The organism is Salicibibacter halophilus, assembly GCF_006740705.1.
Taxonomy (GTDB): Bacteria; Bacillota; Bacilli; order Bacillales; family Marinococcaceae; genus Salicibibacter; species Salicibibacter halophilus.
The window spans coordinates 1,112,011-1,128,692 of record NZ_CP035485.1; the positions used below are offsets into that span (position 1 = coordinate 1,112,011).

The window sequence follows — 16,682 nt, forward strand, 5'->3', positions numbered from 1 at the left end:
TACCCCCATAATTAATCAGCTGTGTGATTAAGTATAAGCCTTGCTGTGTCACCTGCTACGATCTTTCCTGGACACTCAACAACCCCAACAATTCCTCTTTGTCCTAACGATGTTTTAACAAAACTTGTTGTTAACCGAGATATATCTGGATATTTATTTTGAATCACTTCGCCGGGTTGTGTGCAGGGAAGGTTCTCTCCTTCACACAAAATGCCAGCTCCACTCGGAAAAATAATTCGGCTTCCCGGGGTTAACTTCGTGAGATTTCCAAAGCCTTTTAGAGCAATATTAGCACCCAACCATTCAGGCAGTATCTGTTCAACTTTAAGTTCCTCCGCTATCAATGCACATTCCTCAACCGATACAATGGATATCTGTCTTCGATTAAAAATTTCCGTGCCACGTTCATACATCGACTCTCTTGAACCTGCAAATTTGGTTAGACCAAAATGTAGATCACCCGGAATACCACCGTATTCTAAATCTGCTTCTTCAATTTCATTCGTTACAAAGGTATCATCCTGATTAGCAGTTAAAATCGAATAAATTTCAACGTCATGATGTTTACGCATGTGATCCCCCCTATTACTCCATGAATCGCCTCGTTTGCTTAACAAAGCTTAAGTTAAAAATTTGATGCCTTGTCGTAAAACTACCATGTTCTACTCTCATTCATTTTCATTTTCTCCGCGAATGCTTGAGATAGATCAATATCAAGTTTGTTGGCCAGATCAAACACATTCCAGACCACATCAAACATTTCCATTCCAAGGTTAATCTTCGTCTCTTCTTCTTTTACATTTGGATCAAGGTTGAGCTTAAGCAATTCATCTGATACTTCTCCAACTTCACTGACAAGAAATTGGTAACGCTGTTCAATGGTTAATTCCTCGAATCCTTTTTCTTTACTGAACGCTTTTACATACTGTTGAAACTGCTCAAAATCCAACTTGAAATTCCTCCTTGATGATCACTGGAACAATCTCTTTCTCGTTATTCAATCTAATTGATGTAAAATTACCACGTATCTCCACCGGAAGGAGGTGGCCACTGGTCAAGATAACGTCTGATAAATACGACTTGCCCAGCATGATAACTGTTATGAGAAATCAACGAAATGAGATGTTCTTGACTGTTTGAATCACCATGCTCGTTTTTTGCTAATTGTACAGCTTCATGAAGTCCGTTCGTAAATTTGTCTACAGCTGCTAGCCAAGCCCTTTCATTAAGAGGTCTCACTTCTGAAGGCCACGTCTCTGAAGCGTGCTTTGGCGGTACCGTCTCTTCTTCTTTCAACAGACGTAAAACATAATCTTGCCAGTAGATCATATGGTTTAGAAGTTGCCAGATAGATTGTTGGTCAAAAATTACCTCCCCTGCTTGCCCCTCATCTAATCCATCGAAAATCGTTAATACGTTAACATGAGCAGTTTCCCCGTATAGCCCCTCGGTTAAATGGTTCAAAACTTGCTCACCTCATCATCGTATAAAATATTGCTAAACAGACCATCACTATTCAATTCTTGCGCTTCGTTTGCGGCACATCATCATTTTAACTACCTTTTCCTCGCAAGCAATCACTATTGGGTGAGCAAATACAGTTGGTATCCTAGAAAGATCGCTACTCCCCAAATGATTACTGCTGAAATTTTATTAATAAGAACGACGATTTTGCCTTCTTTGTCGATCGTACGAATGGTTTTACCAATCGTCGCTAACCCGATAAAAGATACCCATGATACAACAATACACGCCATTGTAAACCCTATTAATTCGGAGGTTGCAGAATACCTTAAAGAGTTGGTTCCTATAACTCCTACCGTATCAAGAACAGCATGTGGGTTTAAAAGCGAAACAGATATAGCGAATAGGATTTGTTTTTTTGCACTCATAGCACCATGTTGTTTATTCACTTCAACTGGATCACTTGACCAAATGGACCACCCTATGTAAATAAGGAATAGGAATCCAGCCGCAAAAAAGATGATTTGAAAAACAGGTACAGTCATGACTATGAGAGACACGCCTAAAACCGCAAAAACAATTAAAATGGTGTCGCAAATCGAAGCTGTTACAACCGAAGGCATGGTATGCCGTAACTTTTTGTGAGCAGCCCCTTGATTAAAAAGGAATATATTTTGCGCTCCAAAAGCTAAAATTAATCCAAAAGATAATACAAATCCGTGTATGATAGCACCTAGCATTCCTGATTCCTTTCAACGTCTGGCCTTATATGCAAAACTGGCACAAGTTTTATACCGTTCTTGCGCCTCGTTTGCGGTATAACGATCACTAGCATCGCATAAATATTGAGAGAAAATTCAGTTATATTGTGTATGGTTATTGAGTGAAAAAAAGCTAACCCTGAACAAAGGGTCGCTCTGTCCATTTGGTAATATTATACATTTCATCCTTTAGCGCCAACGACAAACGTTGCCTTTTATGGAACGGAACGATTGTCAAAACGGCGAATCCACACCCTTGATGGTTTCCAAAGCGCAGCTTTGAGCCACCGGGAGATCTGTAAAATCCTCTTTTTACTGTTGGTTTCCAGCTGGATAAGGACATGGAGACAATACACAATGAGTGCAAGAAAGATTTGATTGTGGACAGCTGTTTCATCGAATCCATAAAAAGCCTTGATTTTCACATGCTGTTTCAACCATTTAAAAAATAGCTCAACCGCCCAACGATCTCGATAGATGTCTGCGATTTCCTCGGCACTTATATCAAACCGATTCGTAATGAGGAGAAGCTGATTTCCCTTGGTGTCATCGACTTTCAACAGACGAAACACGTTCTCGGTGCGATTTTGCGGGCTTCCGATCACCACCATCTGATCGGACAGCACAGGGCTGTCATCAGTCAGCGAAAATGATTCAAGGACACGTACAAAGGCATTTTTCCGAAGGCGAGATACGAAAAAGTAACCATCATCGGTCATTCGATCAAAGCGTTCATAATCAATGTAGCCTCGGTCAAAGACATACATGGCTTCCTTGTCATCCACAAGCACTTCGAGTTGGCCGCGATCATGTTCCTTTGCCGGCGTTAACACTGCCTTGTCCGGATAGGTGGTGTGCCGATCCATATAGACGAGCCGCAAGTGGAGTTTGACGCCTGCTTTCGTCTTCCGGAATTCCGCCCATTTATACCGCGTCAGATCAAGAGGAATGGTACTTGAATCGATGATCTTTAACGGCATGCGCGCGAACGATTGTCGGTGAAAATACCGAATGCGTTGCACGAGATCCACAAAGATCGTCGATAACAAAGTTGGGTCGATCGCTCGGTGTTTCCGAGACAGTTGGGATGAGCTAATAGCTTGGAACCCAACTTCCTGTTGCAGACCTTCATCTAACAACCCATCTGAAATCGCCGCGAGGCTATCCGTCTCTTGTAAGTGCGCAAGGAGAAACAGTTTAATATAAGCTTCGGTTGTCAGCTTTTTCGTATAGGCATCTTGACGTAGGTTCGTCACTTGTTCTTGCAATTGTTGAAAGTTAATCGGTGAAATCCATTTACCAAATGAAGAAAATAGGGTATGCTTGTCCATAAGTTTTGGTCCTTTATATTGGATTTGGACAGGATACCACCCGTCTTTCCATTATAAAGGATTTTTTTGTGCACCAACCCTATTATTTTTGAACATTCGATGTCTTCGGATCATTCTGTCTTAAATAATGCAATGCTAGTGACTTTTTTTACGTCATATTCAACCCACCATCAACAACAATCGTTTGACCGGTGACAAAATTGGCCCAACTGCTGGCCAGATAAAGCACACTGCCAGTAATATCTTCAGGACGAGCGATGCGCCGGAGTGGTGTTTCGCGTATAATCCCCTCCTTCACCTCTTCTTTCGTTCGTCTACTCGCATCAGTTGGATAAACAAGTCCGGGAGCCACACAATTTACTGTAATCCCAAACATCCCTAAGTCGGCGGCCAAATTGTGAGAATAGGTCATTACCGCTCCTTTTGCTGTATTGTAATCATGGTAAGGAACGACCGGGCGGTGTAATAGATTGGTTGTCATATTAATTATTTTACCGTTCGTGTTCGCTTTCATGACAGGGATTATATATTTACACACATGATAGGTTCCTTTTAAGGAGCCATGAAGCTGCTGTTCGTAATCCTTCCATTCTACCTCCCAGGCTTTCTTACGGGCATCGGGGTCAAATGTATAATGATATAGGGCATTGTTCACAACAATATCGATCGTATCAAATTCTTCGACGATTGCTTCTATCATGGCCGATACGGCTGCCTCATCAGTCACATCGGCTTTGATCGCAACCGCATCTACGGCATAGGTTTCGCACAAATAGGCGGCAAAAAGCTCAGCTTTCTCCTTGGTTTTCACATAATTAATGATAGGGTGAGCCCCTGCTTTTGCAAAGGCCTCCGCGATGGACGCTCCGATGCCTCTGCTTGATCCAGTTATGAGCACGACTCTGCCTGCAAGAGAATGATCCATGGTTTGCCTCCCTCTTTGTAATTAAATATTCTTCCATATGCTCTTGATTTCTTAGAATTTCATGCCCTTAGGATTTAGTAATACCAGAGCGTGCCCTTCGCTTCATGAATATTCTTGAATAAAAGGAATGATATTCCATCCAGGAGTCTATCCTTTCCTCCAACCCCTAGGGGTTGGAAAAAATTAGGATGACCGTGCGCTTGCATTTGCCCACATCATACATGGTCGCTTAACCTCCCATATATCTCTGGATGGTGATGATCCACACATTCCTTCGTCCGGCGTATCCATGTGGTGGGGGCGGCTATGCTCCTTTGCTGGGTCTGGGCCCGAATGGAAATAATGAACGCCGCCTCGGCACTGTTGGTGTTTGTTCCTTAGACAAGACAGAGCTGGTTTTCACAAAGGATGATTCCTGCTGCTTGCTTTACGCGGCTTGCGCCTGGGAACGTTTCCGATCTTGAAGAAGCTTGGCTCCATCAAAGGGGCATTCGCGTTGCCCGATGACAAACAAGACTTTCAGGAGTTTACCACACAGGGCGATCAACGATTGCATCTTTGTCAGAGGTCGGTCGGAACGTTGTGTGAGCTCATGATGAAGAGCGCGAAACGTGTCATTATGATTGACGAGCGGCCGAATCGCTAAAAATAGAATGCGGCGTAATCGACTCCGTCCTCGTTTACTAATGGTGGTTTGGCCCTTGTAAACCCCTGAGCTGTTCTCTTTTAAGTCTAGGCCGGCCAAACTGATCAGTTGTTTAGGATGACGGTACTGATTAATATCTCCGACCTCGGCGAAGAAAGCGGCAATCGTCATGTCACCTAAGCCTTTGATATCCCTCATTTGTTCGGCGCCAGGGAGATACTCAAGCTGGTCTGTCAATTGCGCTTCCAACGCTTCGAGTTGCCGAGTGTAAAGCTCATACTGATCCAGTAACGCCTCCAACTCTTGGCGGGCAAAGTGAAGCCCTGCGGTGATGCCTACACTTTTTTCAGCGGCTTCATGAAGCTTTTGGGCTCGAGCGAATCCAGCGTGTCGCTTAGCGTAGGCTTTCCATGTGTCTACGATGGTTTCCGGCGTCGTCCCCGCAATCGCTTGGGGAAGAGGAAACGTTCGCAAAGTGGCCAAAGCACAGACGCCATCCCAGTCTTTAAACACCTGCTCAAATTCCGGGAAGTAACGATGGAGCCAATTTTGAACCCGGCCTTCGGTCTGGTTTTTTAATTGCACGAGCTGATCTCTCAATTTGATGCCTTCTCGCATTTCAGCGTAGATGCCTTCGAGAAGGTTGGGGGCAGAGTATCGCCCGTCCTTCACCTGTTTTGCGATCACCATCGCATCTTTGGTGTCGTTTTTGCTTGGTGAGTGGTCATCGATTTCCTTGAGCCGTTTGACGTGCGAGGGATTGACCAACACCAGCCGATGGCCGCACGAGTCAAGATAATCCGCCAAGCTAAACCAGTAGTGGCCGGTGGGCTCCATGCCTACCATCACATGTGTTTTTTGATGATTCGCTTGATGATCTTCAACCCATCGTAGAAGCTTTTCAAAGCCTTCACGATCGTTGGTGAACATGATGCGTTTCCCAAACTCAAAGCCGCGTTCATCAATGGCACGAGCGACATGCTTGTTCTTGGCGATGTCGACGCCAATGATGAGCGTTTCCGGGGTGATTTGAGCGAGCTTTTCATTTTGTGTATAATTCATGATGAGTCCTCCTTGGTAGTTATCAATTTAGAGGTCGATGAGTAATCATCGGACACTCCGTACTATACCAAGGGGGCTCCTTTAATCCAATTCTTCGACGAGCTCATTCGTTGTCATCTCTGCAATACCGACCGGTTCATCAATTAAGCCAATGTCCACATACGTTTCTTCTACTTCTGCCATCTTTTTGGCATTGAGCCACCCCAATCCTCTCTCTTCCATCTCTTCATTAATGGAGACTTCATTTCGAATGTCGATAATGGCCCTGTTTCTTTCCTCATCTTCTCCATCAATAGCCGTACCGACCGCTGCCGCTGCTGCCTCATCGGGGTAATCCATCATATGCTGAGCGCTATCACGGTACACTTGCAGAAATTCAAGGAGTGTTTCCCGTTCTTCTTCAAAGATTTCTTCTGTCACGACAAATACATCAGCTGGCGTGTTAAGCACGTCTTTGGCTTCCATGACGTTCACGTCGCCCAGTCCTTGTTCCTTCGCATCATATAATCCCGTATCTGTTGCTGCTGCAGCATCAACCTGCTCATTTATTAACGGACCGAAATTTAGGACACCTGTTTCAATCACATTCACATCTTCCTCTGTCATTCCGGCGTCATAAAGCATCACTTGCAGGTTTTGGTAGGTGCCGCTTTCCAGGCTGTAAACCCCAACATCTTTTCCTTCCAAATCTTCGATGGACTGGATGTTATTTTCTTTCAAGGAGACAACATTAAAGACATTGTCTGGATAGATGTTATAAATGATTTTAAAATCTTCCCCCTGCTGGGCGGCTAACAGAACAGCCTCCAGGTTGGCAAACGCAATGTCCGCGTTCCCTGCCACTATATTTCTTACAGCTTCACCTCCACCTTCACCGGGAATGTACTCAAAATCAAGTCCCGATTCTTCAAACCAACCTTCTTGTTCAGCGAGATAAAGGTTGCTTTGCTCTGCAATCGCCGAACTCCATGAGGCCATTCTGAATTCTATCGTCTCTTCATTTGTTTCTTCCTCTTCTGCTTGTTCTTCACTCCCATTTTCTTCTCCACATGCGCTGAATAATAGAACCGTCGCTACTATTCCTATGGTCAGTCCCCCTTTTTTCCTCACTTTCCATTCCCCCTTGCATAGATATATTTTTTCAGAAAAACACGTTCAATAAGCTCTACTGTTTGATAAAGAAAAATACCAATAATCGTGAGTAAAATAAAAGCGGAAAACATAAGTGGTGTATCCATCATCCCCATGGCATTCGTTATGACAGCACCAAGTCCTTGATTGGCTCCGATGAATTCGCTGACGACGGCTCCGACCACGCTCAGCACAATGGCTACGCGCAAGCCAGACATCATATATGGAATTGCTACCGGCAGTCGGAGTTTCGAAAGAATTTGCCAAGGAGTGGCCCTCATCGAGCGGAACAAAGACACCTTCTCGCGATCGACATATGTAAGACCTGCCACTGTGCTTTCAAATAAAGGGAAAAAGCTGACCAAAGCAACGATGATGATCTTTGGCATGAAACCATAACCAAACCATAGTGTTAGCAGTGGTGCCAGTGCCAGCTTAGGCATCGCCTGCGATGCGATAATGTATGGGTGGAAAATATCACGAACCAGTTTGGATTGAGCGACGAGAAAACCCAGCCCGATACCCAAAACCATGCCAATGAAAAAACCACCTAACACTTCCACCATGGTTGTGTAGATATGAATGAAAAAAAAGCCACTCATCAGATGCGTATATAGGTTTTCGGCAATAACTGTAGGGCGCGGCAAAATCAATTCCGGGATATCTCGAAGCCATACCACCATCTCCCAGATCGATAACAGGAAAAATAACAGCAATAAAGAATAGAGGGAGCTTCGTTTCATGCACTCGCCCCCTGATCCAGTCCACGATGTATTTTCTTTACTATTTCCGTAAACGCCGACGTGAACTTTAACGGCTTCTCTCGTTGTCTTTGAAAGGGGACACTGTACTCTTTGATTTCCGCTTCATCACTGAGTAATAGGACCCGATCCGCCAAAAAGACAGCTTCTTGAATGTCGTGGGTAATAAAAACAACGGCTACATCATAAGACTCTACCACTTTTGTAAGTTCCAGTTGTAGTTGCTCTTTTGTTATCGCATCCAATCCAGAAAAAGGTTCGTCCATTAATAGAAGGCGGGGGTTGGTGAAAAGCGCGCGCGCTAATGCTGCCCTTGAGAGCATCCCTCCCGAACATTCGTGTGGATATTTTTGGCCGTGCTCCCCTAATCCGACCACATCGAGCAGCTCCCGGACCCGTTTTTTTTTCGGTACCCCCAACTTTACCAATGATTTCCGCCGGCAATAGTATATTTTCCATTACATTTCGCCATTCCAATAAAACAGGCTTTTGAAAAACATACGTCACATCCTGATGAGGCTCTTCAATCTTTTCTCCATTCAAAAGCACTTTTCCCTCCGATGGTTCCAGTAGACCAGCCATCATTTGAATGAGTGTCGACTTTCCGACACCGCTTCGACCAACGACACTGACAAATTCTCCCTGATTCACTTTCAGATGAAATTTGTCAAAAACGGTTTGATCGCCAAAACGTAAACGAACATTTTCTACTTGCATAAATGCTGTCATGATAGGAGTCTCCTCTTTTGTTAATCCCGGAACAAATCAAATTGATCCATTGTCGCTGTCACAGAGGATTCCACGTCACACCAATATACGAGATCTCCAAGATTGGGACGCCCATCATGGTGCCACCCTGGTTCTGGTTGCGACATCTCCCCTAAAAAGCTGATTCGGTTCACGCCGCAAGCACCAAGTACCTCGATCAGACGATGAAACCTTTGTGGTGGACAAGCGACTCCAGCTGTTTGAAAAAAACGTCGAATCTCATTCATATTATCTATTATGTCTTCCATGTTTTCTATAGGGATCACAGTGACGACACGATTCAATATAGAAAAAGGGAATGACTTTTGTTCTTTTTTATATAGGACTGTCCAGGCGGTACTTTGTTCACTGGCATACAAGTCAACCTTTTTGTTAAATTCCGCGTCTGCCCTTACCCTTATAATGGCACTGGCTTCTTCGCTGGTGAGGGTGGCTCTCGGCATTCTATGCTCCGTATTTTCCAATTCATGCGCTAGCAATCGCGCAAAGTCCCTGGGATGGTAGTCGCCGTCTGCCTCCACATAAAAAACATGGGGAGATAGGCAACCTTGCTGATCAAAGGATGCGGTATCTTTTGCAGCGCGATGTGCTACTTCCCATACAAGACTGGTGCTCAAGCATTCTCTTGTAATCACACCTGTGCTCACTTTATGCCCGTGCGGATGAAATCGAACTTGTGCTGGAAGCTGGCCGGAAATGTGGGAAATCGTCGCATCGTTCCCGTAAGCGATCACCGTGTCTGTTTTTGAAAAAACGGCCCGCTCTGATAGTGCCTCGCCGCTTTTCCACCACGTTATCGCCAATGCTTTTGCAAATTCTGGGTCGACTTCATGCAACGTTTCCGCAAACATGGCCGGGAACAACGGCTCAGCCGAAGACACTTTACCAAGCCCACCCGCCTTTACTAGAAGGCCGGAAACGATGCTCCATAACGGAAGGACAGGCACATTTCCAGAAAAAACATGCGTAATCAGTGTCGGACCATAGGCTCTTACATAACCGCCTGATCGTGAGGGGCGAAATTCATCCAACACGAGTGGATTAAGGAAATCTTCATCTACAAAGCGCTGCAGCTGCTCTTTTCGAAAGTTGCGGAAGTAGCGTGATAAAAAGAGACGAACCATTTCTTCATCATAACCTGTGATCACCGGAAGGCATTTTTCGGCAAGTTGTCGTTTCTCATAGGAGGGATCCAGCCATTTTTGTACCGCTTGATCGATACGGTTAATGATTTCGTTGGTTCGTAGTTTACGAACATATGCGTGCTGCTGGGTTTTCACACTGGCTAACACAGAGGTAAGCTGATCTTCGGAAAGCAGCGGCACTTTTATTTCTGCACAATGAGTATTGTTGCTAAAAGCAAGTGTTTTTGTTTCTATTTCTTCCTGAGGAAGAGTTGGCAGGAAATATCCTTTTACCATCATGGAGCCGTTCCTTGGTCTGCTTGTAAAAATGATTCCATCGCAAGCGAACAGCCCCTTACCTCTGCCCCTTCCGCCCGTCCAAGCAAGTAAAGGCTGTCTCCTTCTTTTACACCAAGATCCTCCGTCATCACCGCAGCTACCGAATGAAAATTTGCCAAATCATAATGGACGATGATTCCGGTTTCCCCTTCCGGCTTTTCTTTCATCGTTTCTGGATCAACGATAGTCGTTTTCACCCAATGAGGAGGCTTCTTTAAGGTTTTCGGTCCTTGTAGCCGCAATGTTTGATCATACAATTGTGAGCTCAGCTCGGTCATGCCATACATATTCCCGCATGCATACTCTGGTATAGAAAACAGCTTGCTTAGTTGTCGCTTCAGTTCCAGGGGATCCACTTCACGGGACGTTCCTTTTGCACCACCAGTATCCATCACCCGACTACCAGCAGGAAGGGAGAAAGTTAGCTTTTCTTCCTTGCATGTATCTAAGAAATGAATAAAAGAAAAGGTGGCACCCAGCAAAAAGACCGGTTCATCCTTATTCTCCGCCTCGGCAAGGATCTCTTTTAAACGTAGCTCATCAAATCCCTTCTCTGAAGCAACATACTCACTATCTTCCGTCCCAAATGTATTTTTCATTAATTGTAAATAATGAGCCAGGGAAGAATGCGGCATTTCTTTCCCTGCTGGGAACAGGATAACCATTTTCATATTGTTCACGTCGGGCATCATGTTTTCTTTAAAGAAAATTGTCGCTGACAAATCGTACACTTCGAGATCACGATGACCATTTTTGCCTCGTTTATCAGGATTCGTCGTGCCGCTCGTCATAAAAATTCGTTCCAATTCTTCCTCTGGAGAACACACCAGGACTGTCTCCTTAAATGCTTGGATCGGAACTGGAGGGATCTGCGTGACATCCTGAATAGAGGTCGGGTGAACACGGCGTTTCCGGCAATATTTCCGGTAAGGACTGTTTTGCTGATATTGATAAAAAAAGACCATTTTTGCCATTTCTGCAAAATTTGTATGTTCCTCTTGCATGATAAATTGTCTCACTTTCCCTTTTATTTCGTCATAGGCCAAGCTTATGGCGAACACCTCCTTTTTTACAGTAAACAAAAAGACCACTCTCTTTATAGAAAGTGGTCGTCGTGGCAGATATCACATTCGTGTCAGCCATTACGCATCCACTTCCCTACGCTGTTGTTACACAGATCAGGTTCTAAGGGTTTAAAAGGAAGTCCTTTTGTCTCAGCCAGCACTGGCTCCCCTAGTGGAAAAGCAAATATATTTTTCTTATCATAACATGAATAGGCAAAGTTGTCACTTCACTGGCAATTCATCTTTGGTACGAGCGCATCCGCTGACGTAAAACTATCACTGGGTTTCTTCCGAAATTTGATCGAAATCAATATCTTTTATGATTAATGTAGATTTTAATAACTGAAACAGCTGCAGCGCTTGCTCTCTTGTAATTGAATCGTAATCGTGAAAGCCATGTAAGATGGAATGTCGATTCAATTGTTTGCTTAAGCGCTCTGACGTGCTTACAAACAATTTGAAGAACATCCTCATCAAGTTATTGGCAAAAATCGAACTCACTCCCTTTAAAAATGTCGCTTCTTCCTCCTGGCCCTCAACATTAGGAAGTTCCTGTTTCATTCTTGTGTAGAGACGACTCTTTGGTTTAACCTTAATATTTATTTCATTTTTATTGATGTTTCCGTCAAACCATGAAGCGATCACATGTTCACAGGCTGACAATAAAGGGAAAATACTGATTTTGTAATACCCTGCTCTATATGCTTTATAGGATTCTTGAATTGTTGATGAATGTAGTTCATATATAGGATCATTTGCAATTGTTTCCACATACTCTTCAAGATTACGGTCAACATAACCTGCTAAATCGTTAATACTAACTATCTCATCTTTTATAGCATCAACTACATCCATATCCAAGCACCAAAAATTGTCTACTTGGCTTTTTAATAAATAGTCGACATCCCTAAGAATCTCATTTAGGCCATCGCTTAATAAATCCTCCATTCTTTCTAAAGGATCAGGAATGCGAAGGCTAGAAACATGTTCTATCATGGGTTGAAAAGGATCGATTAAGGTTTTCCTGATTATTTCATTATTTTGTTCCATGAGTTGATACCCGCTTAGAGCCATCTCTAAATATTTTTCATTACTAGCAATATTATCTAGCATAGGATTAAGTAATTGACTACGTATATCTATGATTTTCTCAAAGGAAGGCGACCAGTCAACGTCTTTATTGCTTTCGTTCCCTTCCGTATCATCTTTTTCTCCTGATTTTTCACTGCTAACTTCTTCGTTTCTGCCTTCGCTTTCATTTTCATTATTCATTGATAGTGCTCCTTTCTAATTTTCAACCAATTTTAAGATCATTTTTAAATACGAAGTAACATCTGTATGTAGCAACAACAAAAAGATAAAACTATTAAAGGATGAACCATGAAAAAACCTCTCTGACATTACTAACGAGGCACTTATCAATTATTTGACCCTTTAATCTAACAAAAATATGTTTCGCTCATTTTATTTTACAGTCACAAGTAACTGAGGTAAACTGGCTCTTCCACTTAGAACGGCTTATAAACTTGTCATCCAGTTGTCAACCAAAATGAATATTCAACCTTAAAAATCATCATGGAAAAACAAACAAAAAGGCTTTTAAATACTGATATGAACGCATTTAAATTATGTCATCTTCAATGATAATAATGACTTTGTTGAATTGACAGGGTAGAGGTCGCTGGTTCGAGCCCAGCACGGGACACCATTTTAAACGCTACTCCTGCAAGGGATTGGGCGTTTTTTGTTTTTTAGAGTGATTATAATTAATACTGTTTTGTTGACCAGTTGTTGACCATTTTAAAATGTGGAATGTACGTTCCTATGTCCGCACAACGTAGGGTTAGTACACCCCTAAAGTGGCGAAGTCTCCTGCGGGGATTGGGTTTAGAGCTACCCCATTAATCATTCGTTCGCGAACGAGGTCGACACCTTTTACAAAAGGCAAATACGAAAGTATTGGAGAAAGAGCTAAAGGAACAAACGTTAACCCGGCTAAAATAAACTGTAAATCTGCAAGAAAACCTCATTCAACATCAAAGTACCAATGTAAAAACGCTTTTAGCTGACAACCTCATCATGGAGAATTTTCTTTCTTTTCTTGACCATAAAATCATTGATTGCATAACGATAGATATCTTGCTCACTGTTCGAGGTTTTTTTCCGTAACTTATCGGCTCGCTTTTGGACATCTATCAAAATTTCCAGTTTTTCCATGAGAAAAACCTCACTGTCACCTTTAATTTCTGAACAACATATTTTTCACACTGCCAGTTCCACAACAACCACAGATCGATCGCAAGTCTTACTTTTAGTAACCATATTTCTCTTTTAATTTTCAACCACAAGTCTTCCATCTCGAAATACTTCGATCACGTTTTGAATATCCTCAATCTTCTGTGATGGATCGCCATCTATAACGACTAAATCAGCTGCTCTTCCCTCTTCAATAACGCCGAATTCGTTGCTTTGTAATGCATCGGCAGCATGAGATGTAGCCGATTGAAGTGCTTCCTTAGGGGTTAGGCCGCTTTCAACGAGTAATGCCAATTCTTCGTGCATACTTGGACCGAATAGGACACCGGGCATCCCAGCATCGCTACCCGCCAGAATCTGCCCACCTGCATCATGAAATTCCTTGACACGTTCAAGCTGATCTGACCTCATTTCTGGATCACCGTTCAGCGTTTCGACACGTAACGTGGGCGTCATCGAGACCCCTTGCTCAGTGATTTCTTCCAATAAATCGTCCTCCCAGCCGTCTCGAACAGCCCCGGCACCGATATGCTCTAAGCCATCGACGCCAGCCATGAGTAGATCTTCCAAGTCGTCGATTCTTCCCCAATGTCCAAATACTGCTATATTGTTTTTGTGCTAAACTCAAAATGATGCTGAATAGAGCCACAACGATTCCAGGAATTAAGCTAAAAACAAAAATCCCAGTTAATTTGCTCATATTCAAATCTTCTCTCCCTCCAGGTGTTTCGTTATATACCCAATTGAGAATATTAAATAGATAGAATTGATAGGGTAGGGGTCGCTGGTTCGAGCCCAACACGGGACACCATTTTAAACGCTACGCCCGCAAGGGATTGGGCGTTTTTTGTTTTTTATAATGATTATAAATAAGGCTGACTTGTCGTTCAATTGTCTTTCATTTTTATAAAGAGTACATACGTTCTTATAATTTAATCCATATTCCAATATGCTTTTGCTTTGGATGTATAGTTATTTTTGTTGTTTTTTCTTAGCATATTCGTCCACTTTGTGTAAAATCCTTATATTCTGAACAAACGGCGTGTTCCGTTACAAAAGATAATTTTGTCACATCATTAGAACAATGTGGGCGAGGAACTTTAACAAACCCCGCCCACATACTCTCAATGATGGCGGCTGAACCCATTGAGGTATCCCTATTATTGCCCCGATGATTGTAAGCGTTAATGCCAAACCCATAATAAACGACATTGCAGCGGCTAACACGAGGATAATCCATTTTGGTATTCCGAAAAAGATAAACCCCCGTCTTGCTGATATGAACAAAACTGTCAAGGATTCGCTCCATTTTTTCCTTTTTGGGCACACTTAATCACAGAAGGGTGATCGCTTCTTTTTTGAGGTTAACTATTTTTTCTCCTCTCAGCTATCCATTACTCTTCAAGTTGGGGAACGGTTGTCAAGTGGTTTCCTTGACGAGCGATCCCCAACTTGAAATACTCACCTAAGCTGAAAGGAAAAGGGTAAGAACACGGCACGAAGGCAAAATATTTCACACCGGTTGGCATGCTGATATACGTGGGTTCTCACAATTTATCTTTCCGTCTGAGGGTCTTTCACGAGCTATAGACGTGCGTTTACTTTTAAAAGCTAGCACAAGCAAGGGTCGTGAATCTTCCCCTACGGTTTTTCACTTTGCCTCCGAGCCCTATTCTCAACCTTCTTGTTTAGGATTGTTCTCGTTTAAAGGTAATGTTTTCTCGTCATACTTTCTCGATCTTTCTTACTAGTTTTTACTTGTCGTCTGCTCATCAGCTTCCTGTGCGACTGCCCATACAAAACCAGCTAACTCTCTTGCGACTGCAGTAACAGCTGTTCCACTTGATTTTCCTTTTAATAATAATCGAAAATACTTTTTGTGTAGTCGTTGCTGAGCGTTCCAAGATATTGTTTGAATCGAACCGGGCTGGCCATCTATCCTTTTCTTTAACTTTCCTTTTACTGCAGGTTGATAGCGGTAGCTCCATGAGGATTCAATAAGCAGCCTTCGAACATGGCGGTTTCCAGTCTTTGTGATCGACCCCTGTTTCCGAAGATCTCCACTGGAACTTTCACTCGGAACGAGCCCCGTGTACGCCATAAGTTGCTTTGGCGATTGAAATCGTTGAAACGAACCGATTTCTGCCACCAAGCTTGTCGCTGTAATCAAGGCAACGCCGCGTAAACATTGAAGGGCTTGAATCATAGGGGCGTGTACCCCTTGGGTCGATTGTTGTTCAATTTCCTTTTCCAAGCGTTTGACACGTTCTTCAATTTCATTGATATGTTGTAAATATTCCTGAAAGGCGACGCTTAAAGCTGAGTGCTTAAACGTTAAGGTCTGGATCCATTTACGATATTTATAGGACCAGTTTTTCCCGACTTCTTTTGGAGGGGAAATACTATATCGAAGAAGTAGCTTGGTTATGCGATGCTTCGCACGCAATTCATCTTCTTTTGCGTCTTCTCTAGCTCTGACTAGATCACGTAAAGCTTCATCCTCTTCTGTCGGCACATAGACAGAGGTTAACTCTCCTGCTCGAAATAATTGAGCGAGACGTATGGCATCTCTTTTGTCTGTTTTTACTCGATCCCCTGGTCTCTGTGGAATGAGACCCGGAGCAATTACCTCACACTCAATTCCTAGTTTTAGGAATAACCGATATAAACCATATCCCGTTACGCCTGCTTCATAACATACTTGCAGATTTTCAGTGTTTCCTAATTTCTTGATAAGTTGCCTAATTGCTTCAGGTGTATTTGGGATGACGCCATAATACCGCGGCATTCCTCGACCTACCTCGGCAATCGCAACAGAAATCCTTTCTTTTGATACGTCTAAACCTACAAACTTTGTGTTATCCTTCATGATACTGGCTCCTTTCGTAATAGTAGCTCTGATTTGGTTGGTGTTTTCCTATTAGCAGTCTAACCAAGTTAACCTACGTTTTTACGATTAAGGAGCCAGTTTTGTTCATGATAGCTATATCGTTTTCCCTTTCGCATACTGGAAAACTGGTCGCCTTGCTGTTGCATTGGCATAAACATTT

The 16,682-nt window shown here is 43.1% G+C and carries 15 protein-coding genes, 1 pseudogene and 1 riboswitch; all 16 genes and pseudogenes read right to left on the reverse strand.

Features of this window, described 5'->3' with window-relative positions:
* Window positions 1-11: 11 nt before the first annotated feature.
* The 16 genes and pseudogenes from EPH95_RS05455 to EPH95_RS05525 all read right to left on the reverse strand — a co-directional run bounded on the left by EPH95_RS05455 (window position 12) and on the right by EPH95_RS05525 (window position 16,501).
* Window positions 12-572, reverse strand: coding sequence for an MOSC domain-containing protein (locus tag EPH95_RS05455; protein ID WP_142087996.1), 561 nt, complete (start codon window positions 570-572; stop codon window positions 12-14).
* 80 nt (window positions 573-652) lie between these two features.
* Window positions 653-949: a MazG nucleotide pyrophosphohydrolase domain-containing protein gene (locus tag EPH95_RS05460; RefSeq protein ID WP_142087998.1), complete on the reverse strand. Its 297-nt coding sequence runs from the start codon at window positions 947-949 to the stop codon at window positions 653-655.
* 68 nt (window positions 950-1,017) lie between these two features.
* Window positions 1,018-1,464: a DinB family protein gene (locus EPH95_RS05465; RefSeq protein WP_142088001.1), complete on the reverse strand. Its 447-nt coding sequence runs from the start codon at window positions 1,462-1,464 to the stop codon at window positions 1,018-1,020.
* A gap of 116 nt (window positions 1,465-1,580) precedes the next feature.
* Window positions 1,581-2,204 carry a LysE/ArgO family amino acid transporter gene (locus EPH95_RS05470; RefSeq protein WP_142088003.1) on the reverse strand — a complete coding sequence of 208 codons (624 nt, stop codon included), beginning with the start codon at window positions 2,202-2,204 and terminating at the stop codon, window positions 1,581-1,583.
* A gap of 236 nt (window positions 2,205-2,440) precedes the next feature.
* A complete protein-coding gene (locus tag EPH95_RS05475) occupies window positions 2,441-3,556 on the reverse strand; it encodes an IS4 family transposase (RefSeq protein ID WP_142088004.1) in 1,116 nt (371 codons plus the stop codon).
* 148 nt (window positions 3,557-3,704) lie between these two features.
* On the reverse strand, window positions 3,705-4,481 hold the full coding sequence (locus tag EPH95_RS05480; RefSeq protein ID WP_142088007.1) for an SDR family oxidoreductase: 777 nt from the start codon (window positions 4,479-4,481) through the stop codon (window positions 3,705-3,707).
* Between the two features lie 427 nt (window positions 4,482-4,908).
* Entirely contained in the window at window positions 4,909-6,189 is a 1,281-nt protein-coding gene (locus EPH95_RS05485; protein WP_142088009.1) for an IS110 family RNA-guided transposase, read from the reverse strand.
* Window positions 6,190-6,270: 81 nt separating this feature from the next.
* Window positions 6,271-7,299, reverse strand: coding sequence for an ABC transporter substrate-binding protein (locus tag EPH95_RS05490; RefSeq protein ID WP_227004058.1), 1,029 nt, complete (start codon window positions 7,297-7,299; stop codon window positions 6,271-6,273).
* On the reverse strand, window positions 7,296-8,063 hold the full coding sequence (locus EPH95_RS05495; RefSeq protein ID WP_142088011.1) for an ABC transporter permease: 768 nt from the start codon (window positions 8,061-8,063) through the stop codon (window positions 7,296-7,298). The genes EPH95_RS05490 and EPH95_RS05495 overlap by 4 nt, the downstream gene beginning before the upstream one ends.
* Window positions 8,060-8,810 (reverse strand): annotated as a pseudogene (locus EPH95_RS19785) (ABC transporter ATP-binding protein). Before EPH95_RS19785 ends, EPH95_RS05495 begins: the two are co-directional and overlap by 4 nt.
* Before the next feature lie 20 nt (window positions 8,811-8,830).
* Window positions 8,831-10,273, reverse strand: a complete 1,443-nt coding sequence (locus EPH95_RS05505) for an acyl-CoA reductase (RefSeq protein ID WP_142088014.1) — start codon at window positions 10,271-10,273, stop codon at window positions 8,831-8,833.
* Window positions 10,270-11,373 (reverse strand): LuxE/PaaK family acyltransferase, encoded by a 1,104-nt coding sequence (locus tag EPH95_RS05510; protein ID WP_227004059.1) that lies wholly within the window; start codon window positions 11,371-11,373, stop codon window positions 10,270-10,272. The genes EPH95_RS05505 and EPH95_RS05510 overlap by 4 nt, the downstream gene beginning before the upstream one ends.
* Window positions 11,374-11,450: 77 nt before the next feature.
* A riboswitch (TPP riboswitch) is annotated at window positions 11,451-11,557 on the reverse strand.
* Window positions 11,558-11,652: 95 nt separating this feature from the next.
* Entirely contained in the window at window positions 11,653-12,648 is a 996-nt protein-coding gene (locus EPH95_RS05515; RefSeq protein WP_142088015.1) for a hypothetical protein, read from the reverse strand.
* A gap of 789 nt (window positions 12,649-13,437) precedes the next feature.
* Window positions 13,438-13,593, reverse strand: a complete 156-nt coding sequence (locus EPH95_RS18670) for a hypothetical protein (protein WP_160141626.1) — start codon at window positions 13,591-13,593, stop codon at window positions 13,438-13,440.
* 114 nt (window positions 13,594-13,707) lie between these two features.
* On the reverse strand, window positions 13,708-14,187 hold the full coding sequence (locus EPH95_RS05520) for an amidohydrolase family protein (protein WP_142088017.1): 480 nt from the start codon (window positions 14,185-14,187) through the stop codon (window positions 13,708-13,710).
* A gap of 1,192 nt (window positions 14,188-15,379) precedes the next feature.
* Entirely contained in the window at window positions 15,380-16,501 is a 1,122-nt protein-coding gene (locus EPH95_RS05525; protein ID WP_142088019.1) for an IS110 family RNA-guided transposase, read from the reverse strand.
* Window positions 16,502-16,682: the final 181 nt, after the last annotated feature.